At 55.2% G+C, this 23,326-nt stretch carries 23 protein-coding genes; 20 read left to right on the forward strand and 3 right to left on the reverse strand.

Annotated features, from left to right (window positions below; genetic code table 11):
• The first annotated feature begins 105 nt into the window (after window positions 1-105).
• The gene (gene nudK, locus OGX95_RS07085; RefSeq protein WP_286628930.1) at window positions 106-681 is read left to right on the forward strand and encodes a GDP-mannose pyrophosphatase NudK; all 576 of its coding nucleotides are present in this window, start codon (window positions 106-108) and stop codon (window positions 679-681) included.
• Between the two features lie 124 nt (window positions 682-805).
• On the forward strand, window positions 806-1,849 hold the full coding sequence (locus OGX95_RS07090) for a DUF1176 domain-containing protein (RefSeq protein WP_286628931.1): 1,044 nt from the start codon (window positions 806-808) through the stop codon (window positions 1,847-1,849).
• Here the strand turns inward: OGX95_RS07090 and tkt are convergent.
• Entirely contained in the window at window positions 1,839-3,833 is a 1,995-nt protein-coding gene (gene tkt, locus OGX95_RS07095) for a transketolase (protein WP_286628932.1), read from the reverse strand. The two genes, OGX95_RS07090 and tkt, sit on opposite strands and share 11 nt — an antisense overlap.
• A 404-nt stretch (window positions 3,834-4,237) precedes the next feature.
• On the opposite strand from tkt, the gene maeB reads away from it, so the two are divergent.
• The 18 genes from maeB (at window position 4,238) to eutR (ending at window position 21,452) form a co-directional block, all read left to right on the forward strand.
• Entirely contained in the window at window positions 4,238-6,517 is a 2,280-nt protein-coding gene (gene maeB / locus OGX95_RS07100) for an NADP-dependent oxaloacetate-decarboxylating malate dehydrogenase (protein ID WP_271440170.1), read from the forward strand.
• A 159-nt stretch (window positions 6,518-6,676) separates the two neighbouring features.
• Window positions 6,677-7,012 (forward strand): ethanolamine utilization microcompartment protein EutS, encoded by a 336-nt coding sequence (eutS, locus tag OGX95_RS07105; protein WP_286628933.1) that lies wholly within the window; start codon window positions 6,677-6,679, stop codon window positions 7,010-7,012.
• Between the two features lie 12 nt (window positions 7,013-7,024).
• Window positions 7,025-7,504, forward strand: a complete 480-nt coding sequence (eutP, locus tag OGX95_RS07110; RefSeq protein WP_016153958.1) for an ethanolamine utilization acetate kinase EutP — start codon at window positions 7,025-7,027, stop codon at window positions 7,502-7,504.
• Window positions 7,482-8,189, forward strand: coding sequence for an ethanolamine utilization acetate kinase EutQ (eutQ, locus tag OGX95_RS07115; protein ID WP_286628934.1), 708 nt, complete (start codon window positions 7,482-7,484; stop codon window positions 8,187-8,189). The genes eutP and eutQ overlap by 23 nt, the downstream gene beginning before the upstream one ends.
• A gap of 9 nt (window positions 8,190-8,198) precedes the next feature.
• On the forward strand, window positions 8,199-9,002 hold the full coding sequence (eutT, locus tag OGX95_RS07120) for an ethanolamine utilization cob(I)yrinic acid a,c-diamide adenosyltransferase EutT (protein WP_286628935.1): 804 nt from the start codon (window positions 8,199-8,201) through the stop codon (window positions 9,000-9,002).
• Window positions 8,999-10,015, forward strand: coding sequence for a phosphate acetyltransferase (gene pta / locus OGX95_RS07125; protein WP_271454148.1), 1,017 nt, complete (start codon window positions 8,999-9,001; stop codon window positions 10,013-10,015). Before eutT ends, pta begins: the two co-directional genes overlap by 4 nt.
• A 39-nt stretch (window positions 10,016-10,054) precedes the next feature.
• Complete coding sequence (gene eutM / locus OGX95_RS07130) at window positions 10,055-10,348, forward strand: ethanolamine utilization microcompartment protein EutM (RefSeq protein ID WP_003835054.1); 294 nt, start codon at window positions 10,055-10,057, stop codon at window positions 10,346-10,348.
• Window positions 10,349-10,458: 110 nt separating this feature from the next.
• Complete coding sequence (gene eutN, locus OGX95_RS07135) at window positions 10,459-10,746, forward strand: ethanolamine utilization microcompartment protein EutN (protein ID WP_137384744.1); 288 nt, start codon at window positions 10,459-10,461, stop codon at window positions 10,744-10,746.
• An 11-nt stretch (window positions 10,747-10,757) separates the two neighbouring features.
• Window positions 10,758-12,161 carry an aldehyde dehydrogenase family protein gene (locus OGX95_RS07140; protein ID WP_286628936.1) on the forward strand — a complete coding sequence of 468 codons (1,404 nt, stop codon included), beginning with the start codon at window positions 10,758-10,760 and terminating at the stop codon, window positions 12,159-12,161.
• Between the two features lie 12 nt (window positions 12,162-12,173).
• Entirely contained in the window at window positions 12,174-13,013 is an 840-nt protein-coding gene (gene eutJ / locus OGX95_RS07145) for an ethanolamine utilization protein EutJ (protein ID WP_286628937.1), read from the forward strand.
• Window positions 13,003-14,190 (forward strand): ethanolamine utilization ethanol dehydrogenase EutG, encoded by a 1,188-nt coding sequence (eutG, locus tag OGX95_RS07150; protein ID WP_286628939.1) that lies wholly within the window; start codon window positions 13,003-13,005, stop codon window positions 14,188-14,190. Before eutJ ends, eutG begins: the two co-directional genes overlap by 11 nt.
• Window positions 14,191-14,217: 27 nt before the next feature.
• Window positions 14,218-15,450, forward strand: a complete 1,233-nt coding sequence (gene eutH / locus OGX95_RS07155; protein ID WP_286628940.1) for an ethanolamine utilization protein EutH — start codon at window positions 14,218-14,220, stop codon at window positions 15,448-15,450.
• Entirely contained in the window at window positions 15,447-16,850 is a 1,404-nt protein-coding gene (gene eutA, locus OGX95_RS07160; protein WP_286628942.1) for an ethanolamine ammonia-lyase reactivating factor EutA, read from the forward strand. Before eutH ends, eutA begins: the two co-directional genes overlap by 4 nt.
• A gap of 11 nt (window positions 16,851-16,861) precedes the next feature.
• On the forward strand, window positions 16,862-18,223 hold the full coding sequence (eutB, locus tag OGX95_RS07165; RefSeq protein WP_005121914.1) for an ethanolamine ammonia-lyase subunit alpha: 1,362 nt from the start codon (window positions 16,862-16,864) through the stop codon (window positions 18,221-18,223).
• Between the two features lie 20 nt (window positions 18,224-18,243).
• Window positions 18,244-19,140 (forward strand): ethanolamine ammonia-lyase subunit EutC, encoded by an 897-nt coding sequence (eutC, locus tag OGX95_RS07170; protein ID WP_286628943.1) that lies wholly within the window; start codon window positions 18,244-18,246, stop codon window positions 19,138-19,140.
• Between the two features lie 9 nt (window positions 19,141-19,149).
• Complete coding sequence (eutL, locus tag OGX95_RS07175) at window positions 19,150-19,809, forward strand: ethanolamine utilization microcompartment protein EutL (protein WP_198903394.1); 660 nt, start codon at window positions 19,150-19,152, stop codon at window positions 19,807-19,809.
• 11 nt (window positions 19,810-19,820) lie between these two features.
• Window positions 19,821-20,351: an ethanolamine utilization microcompartment protein EutK gene (gene eutK / locus OGX95_RS07180; protein ID WP_286628946.1), complete on the forward strand. Its 531-nt coding sequence runs from the start codon at window positions 19,821-19,823 to the stop codon at window positions 20,349-20,351.
• A gap of 48 nt (window positions 20,352-20,399) precedes the next feature.
• The gene (gene eutR, locus OGX95_RS07185) at window positions 20,400-21,452 is read left to right on the forward strand and encodes an HTH-type transcriptional regulator EutR (RefSeq protein WP_286628947.1); all 1,053 of its coding nucleotides are present in this window, start codon (window positions 20,400-20,402) and stop codon (window positions 21,450-21,452) included.
• Window positions 21,453-21,513: 61 nt separating this feature from the next.
• Here eutR and hemF read toward each other — a convergent pair whose 3' ends face one another.
• Both hemF and amiA read right to left on the reverse strand, forming a co-directional pair.
• A complete protein-coding gene (gene hemF / locus OGX95_RS07190) occupies window positions 21,514-22,413 on the reverse strand; it encodes an oxygen-dependent coproporphyrinogen oxidase (RefSeq protein ID WP_286628948.1) in 900 nt (299 codons plus the stop codon).
• A 2-nt stretch (window positions 22,414-22,415) separates the two neighbouring features.
• A complete protein-coding gene (gene amiA / locus OGX95_RS07195) occupies window positions 22,416-23,285 on the reverse strand; it encodes an N-acetylmuramoyl-L-alanine amidase AmiA (protein ID WP_137384734.1) in 870 nt (289 codons plus the stop codon).
• Window positions 23,286-23,326: the final 41 nt, after the last annotated feature.

A 23,326-nucleotide genomic window follows, 5' to 3' on the forward strand; every position in this document is an offset into this window, starting at 1 on the left:
CGCATGATTGTCTGATGGCGCTTCGCTGTTCAGGCTCACATTGTACGCAGACAAACCCGGTTTCACGGCGTAGTATTATTTCTCACTTCTTGCTGTGGAGCCGGTATGTCGCAAAAAATTACCCTCATCAAAGATAAAGTTCTTTCTGATAACTACTTCATCCTGCGCAATATCACCTATGACCTGACCCGCAGCAATGGCGAGGTCATTCGCCACAAACGTGAGGTTTACGATCGTGGTAACGGTGCCACAGTTTTGCTGTATAACCCGGAGAAAAAAACCGTCGTGCTGACCCGTCAGTTCCGTATTGCGACCTGGGTCAACGGCAATGAAAGTGGACAACTGATTGAAGCCTGTGCCGGGTTGCTGGACAACGATGAGCCGGAAGTTTGTATTCGTAAAGAAGCCATTGAAGAGACCGGCTATGAAGTGGGCGAAGCACGAAAACTTTTTGAGTTATATATGTCGCCGGGCGGCGTGACGGAGATCATTCACTTTTTTATCGCGCAATACAGTGACAGCCAACGGGCAAATGCGGGTGGCGGTATTGAAGATGAGGATATTGATGTACTGGAATTGCCTTTTGAACAGGCACTATCAATGATCAAAACGGGCGAGATTCGCGACGGGAAAACGGTGCTTTTACTTAACTACCTGCAATCGTCGCATCTTATGGATTAGCGGTCAGAGTTTATATTTCTTTACAAAGATACAGGCCAATCCGACGATTCTTATTGAGCCACATCAGTCGCGCAAGGAAGATACTGCCTGGGCTGTGTGTTTTGATTTCGGGGTTGTACCGTCCATGCGCTATCGCATTATTTTCTTATTCCTGCTCGGCCTGCTACCGGCCCGCTTGCTGTGGGCGGCGCCTGCGCAGCAGGCATTTTCAGATTGGCAGGTGACCTGCAATAATCAAAACTTCTGCGTGGCGCGCAATACGGGAGATCATCACGGTCTGGTGATGACCCTGAGCCGCAGTGCCGGGGCGCATACCGATGCCGTGCTACGTATTGAACTTGGCGGTATGGATTCTCCTGATGTCAAAGAGGCCGATATTGCGCCGCGCTTGCTGCTGGACGGCGCGCCACTCCCCTTGGCCGGTGAACACTGGCGTATTACGCCCTGGCATTTGATGACGGATGATCCGGTTACCATCGGTACCTTTTTACAAACGGTGCAGGATGCGAAAGCCATTACCCTGCAAAAAGGTACGCAAACTCTTTCTCTGTCTGGGCTGAAAGCAGCATTGTTGTTTATTGATGCGCAACAAAAGCGCGTCGGGAGTGAAACCGCCTGGATTGAGAAAGGAGACGAGCCGCCGCTCAGCGTTCCACCGGCTCCTGCCCTGAAAGGTGTGGCGGTGGTTAATTCCACGCCAACGCCACTCACTCAACAGGAGCGTAGCGAGCTGTTGGATTATGGCAACTGGCGGATCAATGGCATCCGCTGTTCTCTCGATCCCATGCGTCGTGAGATGCGGGTTTTCGCCTTAACGGACGACAAAGCGCTGCTGATGATCGGCTGCGAAGCAGGGGCGTACAACACGATCGATCTGGCATGGACCGTTTCCCGCGCCACACCGTTTACCTCTCGCGCTGTACGCCTGAGCCTGCCATTTAAAACCGATGCAGACAGTACCGACATGGAACTGACCAATGCTACGTTTGACGAGAAATCTCGTGAGTTGGTCACTCTCGCCAAAGGCCGTGGATTGTCGGACTGCGGGATCCAGACGCGCTGGCGTTTTGACGGCCAGCGTTTTCGTCTGGTGCGTTACGCACAAGAGCCAAGCTGTGATAACTGGCATGGCCCCGATGCCTGGCCTACATTGTGGATCACGCGTTAAGCACTTTATGCGCTTTTTCGACGATGTTCTCCACCGTAAAGCCGAAGAAAGGGAATAGCTTGTCCGCAGGGGCGGATTCCCCGTAGCCGGTCATGCCGACAATTGCGCCTTTCAGCCCGACGTATTTGTACCAGTAGTCGGCAATGCCCGCTTCGACTGCTACCCGCGCGCTGACGTTTGCTGGCAGGACAGATTCCCGGTACGCCTCGTCCTGGGCGTCGAAGATATCCGTTGAGGGCAGGGAGACCACGCGGACGTTACGACCTTCACCCGTCAGTTTCTCCGCCGCCAGCAGCGTGATTTCCATTTCTGACCCGGTGGCAATCAGGATGACATCGGGTTTTCCTCCGCCGTCTTTCAGCACATAGCCACCGCGGGCAATCTGCTTCACCTGCTCGGGAGTACGTTCAATCTGTGCCAGATTCTGTCTGGAGAGGATCAACGCCGTGGGTCCGTCATGACGCTCCACCGCGAGCTTCCAGCCGACCGCCGCCTCCACCTGATCGCACGGACGCCAGGTGCTGAAATTTGGCGTCAGGCGCAGGCTGGCGAGTTGTTCGACGGCCTGGTGCGTCGGTCCATCTTCTCCCAGACCAATCGAGTCGTGGGTATAGACCATGATCTGCCTGGCTTTCATGAGTGCCGCCATGCGTGCGGCGTTACGGGCATACTCGACAAACATCAGGAAGGTCGCAGTGTACGGCACAAAACCACCGTGATGAGCGATGCCGTTGGCAATGGCAGTCATGCCGAATTCACGCACGCCGTAGTGAATATAATTGCCAGCGGGATCTTCTTTCAGGGATGTTGAGCCTTTCCAGATAGTCAGGTTGCTGGGCGCGAGATCTGCCGAACCACCAAGCAGTTCAGGGAGTATTGGCCCGTAGGCGTTCAGTGTATTTTGCGAAGCCTTGCGGCTGGCGATTTTGGCCGGATTAGCCTGTAATTCGGTAATGTATTTCTGGGTTGTTTTTTCCCATTCGTCGGGGAGTTCGCCGCGCATCCGGCGGGTAAACTCCGCTGCCAGTTCCGGGTATGCGTGTTGGTAAGCCGTGAATTTCGCCTTCCAGTTCTGCTGCGCTTTTTCCCCTTTTTCGCGTGCATCCCATGCCCGGTAAATGTCTTTCGGGATCTCAAAGGCTGGATGATGCCAGCCCAGCTTCTGACGGGTCAACGCCACTTCTTCTTCACCCAACGCCGCGCCGTGCGCCTCTTCTTTCCCGGCCTTATTCGGTGAGCCAAAGCCAATCACCGTCCGACAGATAATCAGCGACGGCTTATCGGTCACGCTTTGGGCTTCAAGAATGGCTTTCTTCACCGCCTCAGGATCGTGGCCGTCTATTTCGTGCACCACATGCCAGTGATACGCTTCAAAGCGTTTCGCGGTATCGTCGGTAAACCAGCCTTTGGTTTCGCCATCAATCGAGATACCGTTGTGATCGTAGAAACCGATCAGTTTACCCAGTCCCAGCGTGCCCGCCAGCGAACAGGCTTCGTGAGAAATCCCTTCCATCAGACAGCCGTCACCCATAAAGACGTAGGTGAAGTGGTCGACAATTTCGTGATCCGGCTGATTAAACTGTGCAGCCAGCGTCCGTTCAGCTATGGCCATCCCGACGGCGTTTGCGAGTCCCTGACCCAGTGGACCCGTGGTGGTTTCCACGCCCGGCGTGTAGCCAATTTCCGGATGTCCTGGCGTTTTCGAGTGCAGCTGGCGGAAATTCTTTAACTCTTCTAACGGCAGATCGTAGCCGGAAAGATGCAGCAGGCTGTAGAGCAGCATTGAGGCGTGACCGTTGGACAGGATAAACCGGTCACGATCGTACCAGTGAGGATCGCCTGGATTATGGCGGAGAAAATCGTTCCACAGCACTTCGGCGATATCGGCCATACCCATCGGTGCGCCGGGATGGCCTGAGTTGGCTTTTTGGACGGCATCCATACTCAGCGCACGAATGGCATTGGCAAGCTCTTTACGGGTCATAGGAAATACTCCTTGAAAAGTAAAGCGTTAGATGCGTGTTGTGATTCACACTTTTGGGAAAATTGCGGGCGTTGTCAGCAAAAAGCATAGCAGACAGGGATGGTATTGCTGGCTTAAGCAGGTAACATGGTTGTTATAAATTGATAACAAATTCTTTCTTTGAGTAGTGAGAGTTTGGGGACCTTCAAAGTTTGCGCCGCTAACTGAGGTGATAATGTGCGGCTCAGTATACCCGTCATACTTCAAGTTGCATGTTCGTTGGCTACGCTCGCTCACCCCAGTCACATAGTTCGCTATGCTCCTGGGGATTCACTTCCTTGCCGCCTTCATGCAACTCGAATTATCCAGGGTATAGAAGGGTTACCTGCGACACTTTTTGATCGATACGTGAAAGGAACAACAAGATGGATGACCAGTTAAAACAAAGCGCTCTCGATTTCCACGAATTTCCAGTACCAGGCAAAATTCAGGTTTCTCCGACCAAACCTCTTGCCACCCAACGTGACCTTGCGCTGGCCTATTCACCCGGTGTTGCAGCTCCGTGTCTGGAAATTGAAAAAGACCCGTTGGCGGCCTACAAATATACCGCGCGCGGTAATCTGGTTGCGGTTATTTCCAACGGTACTGCGGTGCTGGGACTGGGTAACATCGGTGCGCTAGCCGGTAAACCCGTGATGGAAGGTAAAGGCGTTCTGTTTAAGAAATTCGCCGGAATTGACGTGTTCGATATTGAAGTCGATGAACTCGATCCGGATAAATTTATCAATGTCGTGGCGGCCCTCGAACCGACATTTGGCGGTATCAACCTCGAAGACATCAAAGCGCCGGAATGTTTCTACATTGAGCAAAAGCTGCGTGAGCGCATGAATATTCCGGTATTCCATGATGACCAGCACGGCACTGCGATTATCAGTACGGCCGCAATTCTTAACGGTCTGCGGGTGGTAGAGAAGAATATTTCTGATGTGCGCATGGTGGTGTCCGGTGCAGGTGCTGCGGCGATTGCCTGTATGAACCTGCTGGTGGCGCTGGGTATGCAGAAGCACAACATTGTGGTCTGCGACTCCAAAGGCGTGATTTACAAAGACCGCGAACCGAATATGGCGGAAACCAAAGCGGCTTATGCGGTGGTAGATGACGGTAAGCGAACGCTGGATGACGTGATTGACGGCGCAGACATTTTCCTCGGCTGCTCGGGTCCAAAAGTATTGACTCAGGAAATGGTCAAGAAAATGGCCCGTGCGCCGATGATCCTCGCGCTGGCAAACCCGGAACCGGAAATCCTGCCGCCGCTGGCAAAAGAGGTGCGTTCCGACGCCATTATCTGTACCGGCCGTTCTGACTACCCGAACCAGGTTAACAACGTCCTGTGCTTCCCGTTCATCTTCCGTGGTGCGCTGGACGTTGGTGCTACCGCTATCAACGAAGAGATGAAACTGGCCGCGGTACACGCCATTGCTGAACTGGCGCATGCTGAACAGAGCGAAGTCGTGGCTTCGGCTTATGGCGACCAGGATCTGAGCTTCGGCCCGGAATACATTATTCCTAAACCGTTTGACCCACGTCTGATTGTCAAAATCGCGCCAGCGGTAGCGAAAGCGGCGATGGATTCCGGCGTGGCGACACGTCCGATTGCTGATTTTGACGCTTACATCGATAAGCTGACCGAATTCGTTTACAAAACCAACTTATTCATGAAGCCGATATTCTCGCTGGCACGTAAAGCGCCGAAGCGCGTGGTGCTGACGGAAGGGGAAGAAGCGCGTGTACTGCATGCAACGCAGGAATTGATCACCTTAGGCCTGGCGAAGCCGATCCTGATTGGTCGTCCGAGCGTGATCGAAATGCGTATCCAGAAGCTGGGTCTGCAGATCAAAGCGGGCGTCGATTTCGAGATCGTCAATAATGAATCCGATCCGCGCTTCAAAGAGTACTGGAGCGAGTATTACCAGATCATGAAGCGCCGCGGTATTACCCAGGAACAGGCGCAGCGCGCAGTGATCGCTAACACCACGGTGATCGGTGCGATCATGGTGCAGCGCGGCGAAGCAGATGCAATGATCTGCGGTACGATTGGCGACTACCATGAGCATTTCAGCGTGGTAAAAGAGGTGTTTGGTCATCGTGAAGGTGTCCATACGGCAGGGGCGATGAACGCGCTGCTGCTGCCAAGCGGAAACACCTTTATTGCGGATACCTACGTTAACGATGACCCTACGCCGGAACAGCTGGCTGAAATCGCCGTGATGGCGGCAGAAACGGTGCGTCGCTTCGGTATCGAACCGAAAGTGGCGTTGCTGTCGCACTCTAACTTTGGCTCCTCCAACTGCCCATCCGCCAGCAAAATGCGCGACGCGCTTGAGCTGATTAAGGCGCGTGCGCCTGAGCTGATGATCGACGGTGAAATGCACGGCGATGCGGCGCTGGTAGAGAGCATTCGTAACGACAGGATGCCGGACAGCCCGCTGAAAGGCTCAGCCAATATTCTGGTGATGCCGAATATGGAAGCGGCCCGTATTAGTTACAACTTACTACGCGTTTCCAGTTCGGAAGGTGTTACCGTGGGTCCGGTGCTGATGGGGGTCGCTAAACCGGTTCACGTATTAACGCCGATCGCCTCTGTTCGTCGTATCGTTAATATGGTGGCGCTGGCGGTCGTAGAAGCCCAAACGCAACCGCTGTAATTTCACTTTAATTAATTCCGGCGCGGGGTTCTCCCGCGCCTTTTTATTTTTCATTTCTTAGTGATCTACTTCACCTTTTAAACCCACTTGCCGAATTTTGTTATTTACTCTGACAAAAAATTGCCACGATGAGGACAGTTTTAGCAGAGGCGGTGAGCAATGGAAAAAGAACGCATCATTCAGGAATTTGTGCCGGGAAAACAGGTCACGCTGGCGCATCTGATTGCGCACCCCGGTGAAGAACTGGCGAAAAAGATCGGCGTTCCCGAAGCGGGTGCTATCGGCATCATGACGCTGACGCCGGGAGAAACCGCGATGATTGCCGGTGATTTTGCTATGAAGGCAGCAGATGTACATATCGGTTTTCTCGATAGATTCAGCGGTGCGCTGGTGATCTACGGCTCTGTTGGTGCGGTCGAAGAAGCATTATTACAGACCGTTAGCGGCCTGGGTCGGGTATTAAATTTCACTTTGTGCAACCTGACAAAAAGTTAATCAGAGGCGGCGATGAAACGTATTGCTTTTGTCGGTACGGTCGGGGCGGGGAAAACAACGCTTTTTAATGCGCTCCAGGGAAATTATTCCCTCGCCAGAAAAACGCAGGCCGTGGAGTTTAATGAAAACGGTGATATCGATACACCCGGAGAATATTTTAGCCATCCGCGCTGGTATCACGCCTTAATTACCACGCTGCAAGATGTTGATACGTTGATTTATATACACGCGGCAAATGATAAAGAAAGTCGCTTACCTGCCGGGCTGTTGGATATCGGCGCCAGTAAACGACAAATCGCCGTTATCAGCAAAACGGACATGCCGGATGCCGACGTCGCCGCAACGCGACAACTACTTCGCGGGATAGGGTTCCAGGAGCCAATTTTTGAACTCAATAGCCATGACCCGCGCAGCGTGCAGCACCTGGTGGATTATCTGACTGAGCTCAGCCAAAAGGAGGAAAGGGCAGGTGAAAAAACTCATCACAGCTAACGATATTCGTGCGGCCCACGCACGCGGCGAACAGGAATTGTCGGTTGTTCTGCGCGCCAGCATCATCACCCCGGAGGCTCGCGAGGTTGCGGAGCTGCTGGGCGTCACTATCACTGAATGCGATGAATCAGCGCCAGTTGCAGCAACTGCCGCTGCGGCCGCTCCAGTGGATGATGGCAAATCGGAAAGTCAGCGCATTCGCGAAACCATCATCGCGCAACTGCCGGAAGGGCAGTTCACCGAAAGTCTGGTCGCGCAGCTGATGGATAAAGTCATGAAGGAGAAGCAGTCGCTGGAGCAGGGCGGAATGCAGCCGAGCTTCACGTCGGTTACCGGCAAGGGCGGCGTGAAGGTCATTGACGGCAGCAGTGTGAAGTTTGGTCGTTTTGACGGTGCTCAACCGCACTGCGTCGGCTTAACCGACTTAGTGACCGATCAGGACGGCAGTAGCATGGCCGCCGGCTTCATGCAGTGGGATAACGCGTTTTTCCCATGGACGCTGAATTACGACGAAATCGACATGATTCTGGAAGGCGAACTGCACGTTCGTCATGAAGGCGAAACCATGATTGCGAAAGCCGGGGATGTGATGTTTATCCCGAAGGGTTCCAGCATCGAGTTTGGTACGCCATCGACTGTGAAATTCCTGTATGTGGCCTGGCCTGCGAACTGGCAGTCCTGCTAAGGCGGATGTATGAAGGATTTCATTACCGAAGCATGGCTCAGAGCGAACCATACGCTCAGCGAAGGGGCTGAAATTCACCTCCCCGCTGATGCTCGCCTGACGCCGTCTGCCCGGGAGTTGCTGGAAAGCCGTCGTCTGCGCATTAAGTATATCGACGAGCAGGGAAGCTTGTTTGTTGACGACGAGGAACAGCAGCCGCAGCCGGTGCATGGTTTAACCAGCAGCGATACACATCCGCAGGCGACCTGCGAGCTGTGTCATCAACCGGTGGCGAAGAAACCTGACACGTTGACGCATCTGACGGCAGACAAGATGGTTGCCAAAAGCGATCCGCGACTGGGATTTCGTGCGGCGCTGGACAGCACCATTGGTTTGGCGGTGTGGCTGCAGATTGAACTGGTGGAGCCGTGGCAGCCATGGCTGGCGGATATCCGCTCACGTTTGGGCAACATTATGCGTGCCGATGCCATGGACGAACCGCTGTCCGCGCAGTCAATCGTCGGTTTAAGCGACGAAGATTTACACCGACTCTCGCACCAGCCGCTGCGTTACCTGGACCACGATCATCTGGTGCCGGAAGCCAGCCACGGTCGTGACGCTGCACTGCTTAATCTGCTGCGCACCAAAGTACGTGAAACGGAAACCGTAGCGGCGCAGGTGTTTATCACCCGCAGTTTTGAAGTATTGCGACCGGACATTTTGCAGGCGCTGAATCGCCTGTCGAGTACGGTCTACGTGATGATGATTCTGAGTGTGGCGAAGCATCCGCTAAGCGTCAGCCAAATCCAACAGCGACTGGGGGAGAAGCAATGATCATTGAACGTGCTCGCCAACTCGCTCAGCGCGCACCCGCTCGGGTAGTGTTCCCGGATGCGCTGGATGTTCGGGTGTTGAAAGCCGCGAACTACCTGCATCAGCACGGGTTGGCGCATCCCATTCTCGTCGCCAGCCCGTTCGCGCTGCGCCAGTTTGCTCTCAGCCACCGCGTGGCAATGGACGGTATTCAGGTGATCGACCCACAAAGCAACCCGCAAATGCGAGAGGAATTTGCGCTGCGTTGGCTGGCTCGTGCGGGAGAGAAAACGCCGCCTGATGCACTTGAGAAACTCAACGATCCGCTAATGTTCGCCGCCGCGATGGTCAGCGCAGGTAAAGCCGATGTGTGTATTGCGGGCAACCTGTCATCAACCGCGAATGTGCTGCGTGCAGGGCTACGCATCATTGGGTTACAGCCGGGATGCAAAACGCTGTCGTCGATTTTCCTGATGCTGCCGCAGTACCTCGGGCCGTCATTAGGGTTTGCCGATTGCAGCGTGGTGCCGCAGCCAACTGCTGCGCAGTTAGCGGATATTGCGATTGCCAGTGCGCAGACCTGGCAGGCCATTACCGGAGAAGAACCGCGTGTCGCCATGCTGTCCTTTTCAAGTAATGGCAGCGCGCGCCATCCCAACGTGGCCAACGTGCAGCAGGCCACGGACATCGTTCGTGAACGCGCACCGCAGCTTACTGTTGATGGTGAACTGCAGTTTGATGCCGCTTTTGTACCGGATGTCGCCGCGCAAAAAGCGCCTGCCAGCCCGCTACACGGCAATGCCAATGTGATGGTCTTTCCGTCACTGGAGGCAGGCAACATTGGTTACAAAATCGCTCAGCGCCTGGGAGGGTATCGTGCTGTCGGTCCGTTGATTCAAGGGCTTGCCGCACCGCTTCATGACCTTTCTCGCGGCTGTAGCGTACAGGAAATTATCGAACTGGCGTTGGTGGCAGCAGTGCCGCGCCAGACTGACGTGAGTCGTGAAGACGCCTCACAAACACTGGTTGTTTAGGTCCCGTTCTGGACCCCTTCTACTTAAGAGGAAAGCACAATGGAAGCATTAGGAATGATTGAAACCCGGGGCCTGGTTGCACTGATTGAGGCTTCTGACGCAATGGTTAAAGCGGCACGCGTGAAACTGGTTGGCGTGAAGCAGATCGGTGGCGGTCTGGTTACTGCAATGGTTCGTGGCGACGTGGCGGCCTGCAAAGCGGCAACGGATGCGGGCGCAGCTGCAGCACAGCGCATTGGTGAACTGGTTTCTGTACACGTGATTCCGCGCCCGCATGGCGATCTGGAAGAAGTCTTCCCGATCAGCTTTAAAGGCGATAGCAACGACATGTAAGTAGTCCATGTGACGCCACATCATTGCTGGCGTCACCCTCTCTCCTTTTCACATTACCTTCTGCGGAGGGTAGGGGGAGGTTTTACCTGAAATATGCCACGGAGGCGGGTATGAAACTGGCAATCGTCACAGGACAAATCGTTTGTACCGTACGCCATCAGGGACTTGCGCACGATAAGTTGCTGATGGTGGAAATGATTGATGCCCAGGGAAATCCTGACGGGCAGTGTGCTGTTGCGATCGACAGCATCGGAGCGGGAAACGGAGAGTGGGTTCTGCTGGTCAGTGGAAGCTCCGCCCGTCAGGCGCACCATAACGAATCATCGCCTGTCGATCTGTGCGTGATTGGCATTGTCGATGAAGTGGTGGCAGGTGGTCAGGTGATCTTCCACAAATAAGGCAGAAAATCATGAATCAACAGGATATTGAACAGGTCGTGAAAGCGGTGCTGCTGAAAATGAAAGACAGCAGCCAGCCCGTTAATGCCGTTCAAGAAATGGGCGTTTTTGCCTCCCTGGATGACGCAGTGGCGGCCGCAAAACTGGCCCAGCAAGGGCTGAAAAGCGTCGCTATGCGTCAGTTAGCCATTCACGCCATTCGTGAAGCGGGCGAAAAACACGCCAGAGAATTAGCGGAATTTGCCGTCAGTGAAACCGGCATGGGACGCGTTGAAGATAAATTTGCCAAAAACGTGGCGCAGGCACGCGGCACGCCGGGCGTGGAATGCTTGTCTCCACAGGTACTGACCGGCGATAACGGCCTGACGCTGATTGAAAACGCGCCGTGGGGCGTAGTGGCGTCGGTAACGCCGTCCACCAACCCGGCTGCGACCGTCATTAATAACGCCATCAGTCTGATTGCCGCCGGCAACAGCGTGGTTTTTGCGCCGCATCCGGCAGCAAAAGGCGTTTCTCAGCGCGCGATCGGCCTGCTTAACCAGGCTGTAGTGGCTGCGGGTGGTCCGGCAAACCTGCTGGTTACCGTTGCCAATCCGGATATCGAAACCGCTCAGCGTCTGTTCAAGTATCCAGGCATTGGCCTGCTGGTGGTTACCGGCGGTGAAGCGGTGGTGGAATCTGCGCGTAAGCACACCAACAAACGTCTGATTGCCGCAGGTGCAGGTAACCCACCGGTGGTGGTGGATGAAACCGCCGATTTGGCTCGCGCCGCGCAATCCATCGTCAAAGGTGCGTCGTTTGATAACAACATTATCTGCGCCGATGAAAAAGTGTTGATCGTCGTGGATAGCGTTGCTGACGAGCTGATGCGTCTGATGGAAGGCCAGCACGCGGTCAAACTGACGACCGCTCAGGCTGAACAGCTGCAGCCGGTACTGCTTAAAAACGTCGACGAACGCGGTAAAGGCACGGTCAGCCGTGACTGGGTCGGGCGCGATGCGGCAAAAATCGCCGCAGCGATTGGCCTGAACGTCCCGGAGCAAACCTGCTTATTGTTCGTCGAAACCTCCGCCACGCATCCGTTTGCGGTGACTGAACTGATGATGCCGGTGCTGCCGGTAGTGCGGGTGGCTAACGTTGACGAAGCCATTGCGCTGGCGGTCACGCTCGAAGGTGGTTGCCACCATACGGCGGCGATGCACTCACGCAATATCGACAACATGAACCGCATGGCTAATGCCATCGATACCAGCATTTTCGTCAAGAACGGACCGTGCATTGCCGGTCTTGGACTGGGCGGCGAAGGCTGGACCACCATGACCATTACCACGCCAACCGGGGAAGGGGTGACCAGTGCGCGCACGTTTGTACGCCTGCGTCGCTGTGTGTTGGTGGACGCCTTCAGAATTGTATAAGGAGTGAAAGAGATGGCGCACGACGAACAGCTTTGGCTCACACCCAGACTGCAAAAAGCGGCAACGTTATGTAACCAGACGCCCGCTGCGAGCGATTCACCGCTGTGGCTGGGCGTTGATTTGGGAACCTGCGATGTGGTGTCGATGGTTGTCGACAGCGACGGGCAGCCGGTTGCGGTCTGTCTGGACTGGGCTGATGTTGTGCGTGATGGCATCGTTTGGGATTTCTTCGGTGCGGTGACCATCGTTCGTCGCCATCTCGATACGCTTGAACAACAGTTAGGTTGTCGTTTTACCCATGCGGCGACCTCGTTCCCGCCGGGAACGGACCCGCGTATTTCCATCAACGTGCTGGAGTCCGCCGGACTTGAGGTTAGCCATGTTCTGGATGAGCCAACCGCCGTGGCGGATCTGCTAAAGCTGGATAACGCCGGAGTCGTCGATATTGGTGGTGGTACGACCGGGATCGCCATTGTGAAGCAGGGCAAAGTGACCTACTCCGCCGACGAGGCGACCGGTGGACACCACATATCCCTGACGCTGGCCGGAAATCGCCGCATTCAGCTCGAAGAAGCTGAGCAGTACAAGCGCAGCAACGGTAAAGAAATTTGGCCGGTGGTGAAGCCGGTCTACGAAAAGATGGCGGAAATCGTAGCTCACCATATTGCAGGACAGGGAGTTACCGATTTATGGCTAGCCGGTGGTTCCTGCATGCAGCCGGGAGTCGATGAGCTGTTCCGTAAGCGTTTTCCGGAACTGCACGTGCACTTACCGCAGCACAGCCTGTTCATGACCCCGCTGGCGATTGCAAATAGCGGAAAAGAAAAAGCGGAAGGAATCTATGCAAGCTGAATTGCAGACCGCGCTCTTTCAGGCATTTGACACCCTGAATCTGCAACGCGTTAAAACGTTTAGTGTTCCCCCTGTCACATTGTGCGGATTGGGTGCGCTCAGCATCTGCGGGCAGGAAGCGCAAACGCGCGGACTGACGCATATGTTCGTCATGGTGGATAGCTTCCTGCATCAGGCGGGAATGACTGCCTCGCTTGAACGTAGCCTGGCGATGAAAGGTGTGGCGATGACGCTGTGGCCGTGCCCAGTGGGCGAACCGTGCATCACTGATGTCTGCGCTGCGGTAGCGCAACTGCGTGAATCGAAGTGCGACGGCGTCGTGGCCTTTGGCGGCGGCTCCGTGCTGGATGCCGCCAAAGCGGTGGCACTGCTGGTGACCAATCCGACCCAGACGCTGGCTGACATGGACGAACGCAGCGTGTTATGCCCACGGTTGCCACTGATTGCCGTACCGACCACAGCTGGAACAGGCTCAGAAACGACCAACGTCACGGTGATTATTGATGCCGCGACAGGGCTGAAGAAAGTGCTGGCGCATGCCACGCTGATGCCGGATGTGGCGATTCTGGATGCTGCGCTAACGGAAGGTGTGCCTGCGCACGTGACGGCAATGACCGGCATCGATGCGCTGACCCATGCAGTTGAAGCATATAGCGCCCTGAACGCGACGCCGTTTACCGACAGCCTGGCGATTGGCGCGATTGCGATGATCGGCAAATCGCTGCCGAAAGCGGTGGGCTACGGCCATGATCTGGCGGCGCGTGAAAGCATGTTACTGGCATCCTGTATGGCAGGAATGGCGTTTTCCAGTGCCGGGCTGGGCTTGTGTCACGCGATGGCGCACCAGCCGGGTGCGACGCTGCACATTCCTCACGGGCAGGCTAATGCCATGCTGTTACCCACGGTAATGGGGTTTAACCGCATGGTGTGCCGTGAGCGCTTCAGCCATATCGGGCGGGCATTAACCAATAAGAAATCAGACGATCGTGACGCCATCAGCGCTGTTAGCGATCTGATTAACGAAGTGGGCCAGACCAAACGACTCTCTGACGTTGGTGCTGAACCCGCGCATTACAGCGCATGGGCACACGCTGCGCTGGAGGACATTTGTATTCGCAGTAACCCACGAACCGCTACGCAGGCCGACATTATCGCGTTGTATGCGGCGGCACAATAAATACACATATGACAGGGAGTGAAGGTTATGGGAATTAACGAAATCATCATGTACATCATGATGTTCTTTATGCTGATTGCCGCCGTGGACAGGATCCTGTCGCAGTTCGGCGGTTCGGCACGCTTCCTCGGCAAGTTCGGTAAGAGTATTGAGGGATCGGGCGGTCAGTTTGAAGAAGGTTTTATGGCGATGGGCGCGCTGGGTCTGGCTATGGTCGGTATGACCGCGCTGGCGCCGGTACTGGCGCATGTACTCGGTCCGGTGATTATTCCGCTGTACGAAATGTTGGGCGCGAACCCGTCGATGTTTGCCGGAACGCTGCTGGCGTGCGATATGGGCGGTTTCTTCCTGGCGAAAGAACTGGCGGGCGGCGACGTTGCGGCGTGGCTCTACTCTGGTCTGATCCTCGGGGCGATGATGGGGCCGACACTGGTGTTCTCCATTCCGGTTGCACTGGGGATTATTGAACCGTCTGACCGTCGTTATCTGGCGCTGGGCGTGCTGGCCGGTATCGTCACCATTCCTATTGGGTGTATTGCGGGTGGTTTGATAGCGATGTACTCCGGCGTCGAAATCAACGGGCAGCCGGTGGAATTCACCTTTGCGCTGATCCTGATGAACATGATCCCGGTACTGATTGTTGCCGTGCTGGTGGCGCTGGGACTTAAATTCATTCCGGAAAAAATGATCAACGGCTTCCAGATCTTCGCCAAGTTCCTGGTGGCACTGATCACCATCGGTCTGGCTGCGGCAGTGATTAAGTTCCTGCTCGGCTGGGAGCTGATCCCGGGTCTTGATCCTATCTTCATGGCTCCGGGAGACACGCCGGGTGAAGTGATGCGCGCCATCGAAGTTATCGGTTCTATCTCCTGCGTACTGCTTGGTGCGTACCCAATGGTACTGCTGCTGACTCGCTGGTTCGAAAAACCGCTGATGAGCGTTGGTAATCTGTTAAAAATCAATAATATTGCAGCTGCTGGTATGGTGGCGACGCTGGCGAACAACATCCCAATGTTCGGCATGATGAAGAATATGGATACCCGCGGCAAAGTGATCAACTGCGCCTTTGCGGTCTCTGCGGCCTTCGCTTTGGGTGACCACTTAGGCTTCGCCGCAGCGAACATGAACGCCATGATCTTCCCGATGATTGTCGGCAAGCTGATTGGCGGCGTGACGGCGATTGGTGTGGCTATGCTGTTGGTACCGAAAGACGAAAACGTGTCTGCAGAAGTGGAAACCAACCCGGAGGCGCAATCGTGAACACTCGCCAGCTACTGAGCGTCGGTATCGATATCGGCACCACCACCACTCAGGTGATCTTCTCCCGCCTTGAGCTGGTTAACCGTGCGGCAGTGTCGCAGGTGCCGCGCTACGAATTCATCAAACGCGAAATTAGCTGGCAAAGCCCGGTTTTCTTTACCCCCGTTGATAAGCAGGGCGGGCTGAAAGAAGCCGAACTGAAAGCGTTGATCCTGGCACAGTATCAGGCCGCGGGCATCGCACCAGAAACCGTCGATTCCGGCGCGATCATCATTACCGGGGAAAGTGCGAAAACCCGCAATGCTCGTCCGGCGGTGATGACGCTCTCCCAGTCGTTGGGCGATTTCGTGGTGGCAAGCGCCGGTCCACATCTGGAATCGGTGATTGCTGGCCATGGTGCGGGTGCTCAGACCCTGTCAGAGCAGAAGTTGTGCCGTGTACTGAATATCGACATCGGCGGGGGGACTTCGAACTACGTGCTGTTCGACGCGGGAAAAGTCAGCGGTTCGGCCTGCCTGAACGTCGGTGGGCGTCTGCTGGAAACGGACGGCCAGGGGCGCGTGGTTCATGCGCATCAGCCGGGACAGATGATTGTCGATGACGTTTTTGGTCCTGGCACTGACGCTCGTTCGCTTAGCGCCACGCAACTGGTTCAGGTGGCGCGGCGTATGGCGGCGCTGATTGTGGAAGTGATTGAAGGCACGCTTTCACCACTGGCACAGGCACTGATGCAAACCGGTCTATTGCCTGCGGGCGTGAAACCGGAAGTGATTACGTTGTCCGGCGGGGTGGGCGAATGCTACCGCAATCAACCTGCCGATCCTTTCTGTTTTTCCGACATTGGGCCACTGCTCGCCACGGCGCTGCATGAGCATCCGCGTCTGCGAGAGATGAACGTGCAGTTCCCGGCGCAAACCGTGCGCGCCACGGTGATTGGCGCTGGTGCGCATACGCTGTCGCTTTCGGGCAGCACCATCTGGCTGGAGGGCGTTCAGCTTCCGCTGCGCAATCTGCCGGTGGCGATTCCGGTGGATGAGTCCGATTTGGTTGCTGCCTGGCAGCAGGCGTTGATGCAGCTCGATCTGGATCCACAAACGGATGCTTATGTGCTGGCGCTGCCCGGTTCGTTACCGGTGCGCTATGCCGCACTGTTAACGGTTATTGACGCGCTGCTGGCCTTCATCGCGCGTTATCCGAATCCGCATCCCCTGCTGGTGGTAGCCGAGCAGGATTTTGGTAAAGCCCTGGGCATGCTGTTACGCCCACAGTTACAGCAACACCCGCTGGCAGTCATCGATGAGGTGGTTGTCCGGGCGGGGGACTATATCGACATTGGTACGCCTCTTTTTGGCGGATCGGTTGTGCCGGTGACGGTGAAATCACTCGCATTTCCTTCCTGAGGGAACGACTTATGAAACTAAAGACCACATTGTTCGGCAATGTTTATCAGTTTAAGGATGTAAAAGAGGTGCTGGCAAAAGCCAACGAACTGCGTTCGGGGGATGTGCTGGCAGGAGTGGCCGCAACAAGCTCGCAGGAGCGTGTGGCTGCCAAGCAGGTGTTGTCGGAAATGACGGTGGCGGATATCCGCAACAACCCGGTGATTTCCTATGAAGAAGACTGCGTTACGCGTCTGATTCAGGATGACGTCAACGAAACGGCCTATAACCGCATCAAAAACTGGAGTATCAGTGAGCTGCGCGAGTATGTGCTGAGTGATGAAACCTCTGTCGATGACATTGCGTTTATGCGCAAAGGGTTAACGTCAGAAGTGGTCGCAGGCGTGGCTAAGATTTGCTCCAACGCGGATCTTATCTACGGCGGTAAGAAAATGCCGGTGATCAAAAAGGCGAACACCACCATTGGTTTGCCGGGCACCTTTAGCTGCCGTTTACAGCCGAATGATACCCGTGACGATGTACAGAGTATCGCGGCTCAGATCTATGAAGGCCTTTCCTTTGGTGCGGGTGATGCGGTCATTGGCGTCAACCCGGTAACGGATGATGTGGAGAACTTAAGCCGCGTCCTCGATACCGTGTATGGCGTAATCGACAAATTTAACATCCCGACCCAGGGCTGCGTACTGGCGCACGTTACCACTCAGATTGAAGCCATTCGTCGCGGCGCGCCGGGCGGGCTGATTTTCCAGAGTATCTGCGGGAGTGAAAAAGGCTTAAAAGAGTTTGGCGTTGAGTTAGCAATGCTGGATGAAGCACGTGCCGTGGGCGCGGAGTTTAACCGTATTGCCGGGGAAAACTGCCTGTACTTTGAAACCGGGCAGGGTTCTGCACTTTCCGCTGGCGCTAACTTCGGTGCCGATCAGGTGACGATGGAAGCGCGTAACTACGGGCTGGCGCGTCACTACGATCCATTCCTGGTGAACACCGTGGTGGGCTTTATCGGGCCAGAGTATCTCTACAACGACCGCCAGATTATTCGCGCCGGTCTGGAAGACCACTTCATGGGCAAGCTGAGCGGCATCTCAATGGGCTGTGACTGCTGCTACACCAACCATGCTGATGCCGACCAGAACCTCAACGAAAACCTGATGATTCTGCTCGCCACCGCTGGCTGCAACTACATCATGGGCATGCCGCTCGGTGACGACATCATGCTCAACTACCAGACCACCGCCTTCCACGATACCGCGACCGTGCGCCAGCTGCTGAACCTGCGTCCGTCGCCGGAGTTTGAACGCTGGCTGGAAACCATGGGCATTATGGCAAACGGTCGCCTGACCAAACGGGCGGGCGATCCGTCACTGTTCTTCTGATGACGCGGGGATGACATACGATGGATCAAAAACAGATTGAAGAAATTGTACGCAGCGTAATGGCGTCAATGGGGGAGTCACAGCCGCAGGCTCAGGCACCGTCACCGGAAGTGAAATGCAGCACCACGCAGTGTGCCGCACCAACGGGTGAAAGCTGTGCGATGGACTTAGGTTCAGCCGAAGCGAAAGCGTGGATTGGCGTTGAAAACCCACACCGCGCAGAAGTGCTGACAGAACTGCGCCGCAGCACTGCCGCGCGTGTATGTACCGGTCGTGCGGGTCCGCGTCCACGTACTCAGGCGCTACTGCGCTTCCTGGCTGACCACTCACGTTCGAAAGATACGGTATTGAAAGAAGTGCCGGAAGAGTGGGTAAAAGCACAAGGGCTGCTGGAGGTGCGCTCGGAAATCAGTGACAAAAACCTGTACCTGACGCGCCCGGACATGGGGCGTCGTCTGAGCGCAGAAGCCATTGAAGCGCTGAAATCACAGTGTGTAATGAACCCGGATGTGCAGGTGATTATCTCTGATGGTCTGTCTACCGACGCCATCACCGCCAACTACGAAGAGATCCTGCCGCCGCTGTTGTCAGGCTTAAAACAGGCCGGATTAAAAGTCGGGACACCGTTCTTTGTTCGCTATGGCCGCGTGAAAATTGAAGATCAGATCGGTGAACTGCTCGGCGCGAAAGCGGTGATCCTGCTGGTGGGTGAACGTCCGGGCCTCGGCCAGTCGGAAAGTCTTTCCTGCTACGCCGTCTATTCACCGCGCGTGGCGACCACCGTTGAAGCTGACCGCACCTGTATCTCGAACATTCACCAGGGCGGTACGCCTCCGGTAGAAGCGGCTGCGGTAATCGTCGATTTGGCCAAGCGCATGCTGGAGCAAAAAGCATCCGGCATCAATATGACCCGTTAAGGAGGCATCATGCCAGCATTAGATTTGATAAGACCATCAGTCACCGCGATGCGCGTGATTGCCTCGGTAAATGACGGTTTTGCTCGCGAACTTAAATTACCGCCACATATACGTAGCCTCGGGCTCATCACAGCAGATTCTGATGACGTGGCGTATATTGCCGCAGACGAAGCGACAAAACAGGCGATGGTGGAAGTGGTTTATGGCCGCTCATTGTATGCCGGTGCGGCGCACGGGCCTTCTCCCACTGCAGGTGAAGTGCTGATTATGCTCGGTGGGCCGAACCCGGCTGAAGTTCGCGCGGGTCTGGACGCCATGGTTGCCAATATTGAAAGTGGCGCGGCGTTCCAGTGGGCAAATGACGCAGAAAATACCGCCTTCCTGGCGCACGTCGTATCGCGCACGGGTTCGTATCTTTCTGCGACAGCGGGATGTCGACTTGGCGATCCCATGGCTTATCTGGTGGCCCCGCCGCTGGAAGCGACATTTGGTATTGATGCTGCACTGAAATCTGCCGATGTACAACTGGTGACCTACGTTCCACCACCGTCAGAAACCAACTACTCAGCGGCGTTTTTGACCGGCAGTCAGGCCGCATGTAAAGCTGCTTGTAACGCCTTTGCCGATGCCGTTCTGGATATTGCCCGTAATCCGGTACAACGCGCGTAAGAGAGGTTGTGATGATCAATGCACTGGGATTACTGGAAGTGGATGGCATGGTGGCTGCTGTTGATGCTGCGGACGCCATGCTGAAAGCTGCGAACGTGCGACTGCTTAGCCACGAAGTGCTCGATCCTGGCAGGCTGACGCTGGTGGTGGAAGGCGATCTGGCGGCATGCCGTGCTGCGCTGGATGCTGGCAGTGCTGCTGCTGCGCGTACAGGTCGTGTTATCAGCCGTAAAGAGATAGGACGGCCGGATGATGACACCCAGTGGCTGATCGGCGGTTTTAAACGTGCGCCGAAGAAATCTGCACCAAAGCCAGAAATGATGCCAGAAGCCAAAGCGGAAAAGACGCAGGAAACGCCTGTGACATCTGAATCTTCTGATGAGCTCCTGGCGTTGTTGGCATCGACCCGTCAAGGAATGACGGCAGGGGAAGTGGCCGCGCACTTTGGCTGGTCACTTGATAAAGCCAGAAATGCGCTGGAACAGCTCTTTTCTGACGGAGCGTTGCGTAAACGCAGTAGTCGCTATCGCTTAAAAAATTAACCTGTCGGAGGGCCGGGGGCTTCATTGAAGCTTCCGGCTTAAAAGATCATGAAAAAGACCCGTACTGCAAACCTGCACCATCTTTATCATGAAGCATTACCCGAAGACGTTAAACTTACGCCGAAGGTGGAGGTGGACAACGTTCACCAACGGCGCACAACAGATGTGTATGAGCATGCCCTGACGATTACCGCCTGGCAGCAGATTTACGATCAACTGCATCCGGGAAAATTTCATGGCGAGTTCACGGAAATCCTGCTTGATGATATTCAGGTGTTCCGTGAATACACCGGTCTTGCGCTGCGCCAGTCATGCCTGGTTTGGCCGAACTCGTTCTGGTTTGGTATTCCGGCTACGCGCGGCGAGCAGGGATTTATTGGTACGCAATGCCTTGGCAGTGCTGAAATTGCGACCCGCCCAGGCGGAACGGAGTTTGAACTGAGTACGCCGGATGACTACACCATTCTTGGTGTCGTTATCTCTGAAGACACCATTGCGCGTCAGGCTAACTTCCTGCATAACCCGGAAAGGGTGTTGCATATGCTGCGCAACCAGTCGGCGCTGGAAGTAAAAGAGCAGCATAAAGCAGCGTTATGGGGCTTTGTGCAACAGGCGCTGGCGACGTTTAGTGAAAATCCTGAGAACCTTCATCAACCGGCGGTGCGCAAAGTGTTGGGTGATAACCTGCTGCTGGCGATGGGCACTATGCTGGAGGACGCTCAGCCGATGATGACCGCTGAAAGCATCAGCCATCAGAGCTATCGCCGCCTGCTGTCGCGTGCGCGCGAATATGTGCTGGAAAATATGTCAGAGCCGCTGACCGTGCTCGACTTGTGCAACCAGCTACATGTGAGTCGTCGCACGCTGCAAAACGCGTTTCACGCGATCCTGGGTATCGGACCGAATGCCTGGTTAAAACGTATTCGTCTGAATGCTGTGCGCCGGGAGCTTATTAGCCCGTGGTCACAAAGTGCGACGGTGAAAGATGCTGCGATGCAGTGGGGATTCTGGCATTTAGGGCAGTTTGCTACCGATTACCAGCAGCTGTTTGCGGAAAAACCCTCGCTGACGCTGCATCAGCGCATGCGTCAGTGGGCGTGATGATATGAATTTTGTGCCGTGCCGGATGCGACGCTAACGCGTCTATCTCCGGCCAGGTAAATTACACCCAGTCGCGGACCTGAATAAACTCGTTAAGGGCGGCTTCCGGGCTGTTCGCTTCCGGCTGCCAGTCATATTCCCAGCGTACCAGCGGCGGCATTGACATCAAAATTGATTCCGTGCGTCCGCCGGTCTGTAAACCGAATAACGTGCCGCGATCCCACACCAGATTAAATTCCACATAGCGTCCGCGACGATAAAGCTGGAAATCGCGCTCGCGCTCGCCCCAGCTCATCGCTTTGCGGCGTTCGACGATCGGCAGATACGCCTCGGTGTAACCTTGCCCGACCGCCTGCATAAAGGCGAAGCAGTGGTCGAAATCTGGCGTATTTAAGTCATCGAAAAACAGCCCACCGATACCGCGCTGCTCGTTACGGTGCTTCAGAAAGAAGTAGTCGTCGCACCATTTTTTGTAACGCGGGTACACGTCATCACCAAACGGTTGGCAGAGTTCAAACGCGGTGCGATGCCAGTGAATGGCATCTTCTTCAAAACCATAGTAGGGCGTTAAATCAAAGCCACCGCCAAACCACCATACTGGATCGGCACCCGGTTTTTCTGCGATAAAAAAACGCACGTTGGCATGGCTGGTAGGGATATACGGATTGAGCGGATGCACGACCAGCGAGACACCCATCGCCTCAAAGCTGCGCCCGGCAAGCTCTGGGCGATGTGCGGTAGCAGAGGCTGGCATTGCGTCACCGTGTACGTGGGAGAAATTCACCCCCGCTTGTTCAAAGATACCGCCGTTACGTAGCACCCGGCTACGACCACCGCCGCCCGCTTCACGCTGCCAGTTATCTTCAACAAACGTTGCACCATCGACGGCAGATAACTGTTGGCAAATATTATCCTGCAGACTAAGCAGGAACTGTTTAACGCGCTGTGCATCGGGCTTCATAATTAACGCTTCTTCGAATGGGCTTTCTGATTATCAAACCAGTGGAAATAGCTGATGATGCCATTGGCGATAGCGGTGGCGATTTTCTGGCGAAATGCGGTTGTGCCCAGCAGCCGTTCTTCTTCCGGGTTGGTGATGAATGACGTTTCGACCAGTACCGACGGAATGGAAGGTGATTTTAGTACCACGAAAGCGGCTTGTTCCGTGCTGCGACTGTGCAGGCGGTGTACCGGCTTGATTTTCTTAAGAATGTGCGAACCGAGCGTCAGGCTGTTTTTAATGGTGTCAGTTTGTACCAAATCGAACAGTACCTGCTGCAATAAATGGTCTTTATCGGTGGCCTTTTTACCCGCGACTTCATCGGCACGGTTTTCACGATCGGACAGATACTTCGCCATGGCGCTACTGGCGCCGCGATTGGACAGGGCGAAGACCGATGCCCCCGCCGCGCTCGGATTGGTGAAGCCATCAGCGTGAATCGACATAAACAGATCGGCACCGTGCTTGTGGGCAATCTCAACGCGATCGTACAGTGGAATGAAGGTATCGCCGGAGCGGGTCAGGCGTGCATCAATTCCTTCATTGCGCAAAATCGAGCGTACATTCTTGGCAATCGCCAGCACCACGTGTTTTTCTTTCGAGCCGTTGCGGCCAATTGCCCCGGTATCAATACCACCGTGCCCTGGGTCAAGAACAACAACACGCTTAGCACCCGCTTTTTTGGCTTTCGGTTTGCTGTGACCATTACTGGTCTTTAGCGTTTCTTCCTTTGCGATGGCTTGCGACATGCCTGACAGCGTCAGGGCTGCCAGTCCGGCTTTCAGCACCTGGCGGCGCGATGTGAGAGTTTTTAGTGGTTTAAAAGTGCTCATACGGCCTGAGTTGTAAAAAAAGGTTCCAGACGTTATATCGT

Origin of the sequence: Citrobacter sp. Cu233 (genome assembly GCF_030332225.1) — a bacterium.
In the GTDB taxonomy this organism is placed as follows: Bacteria; Pseudomonadota; Gammaproteobacteria; order Enterobacterales; family Enterobacteriaceae; genus Citrobacter.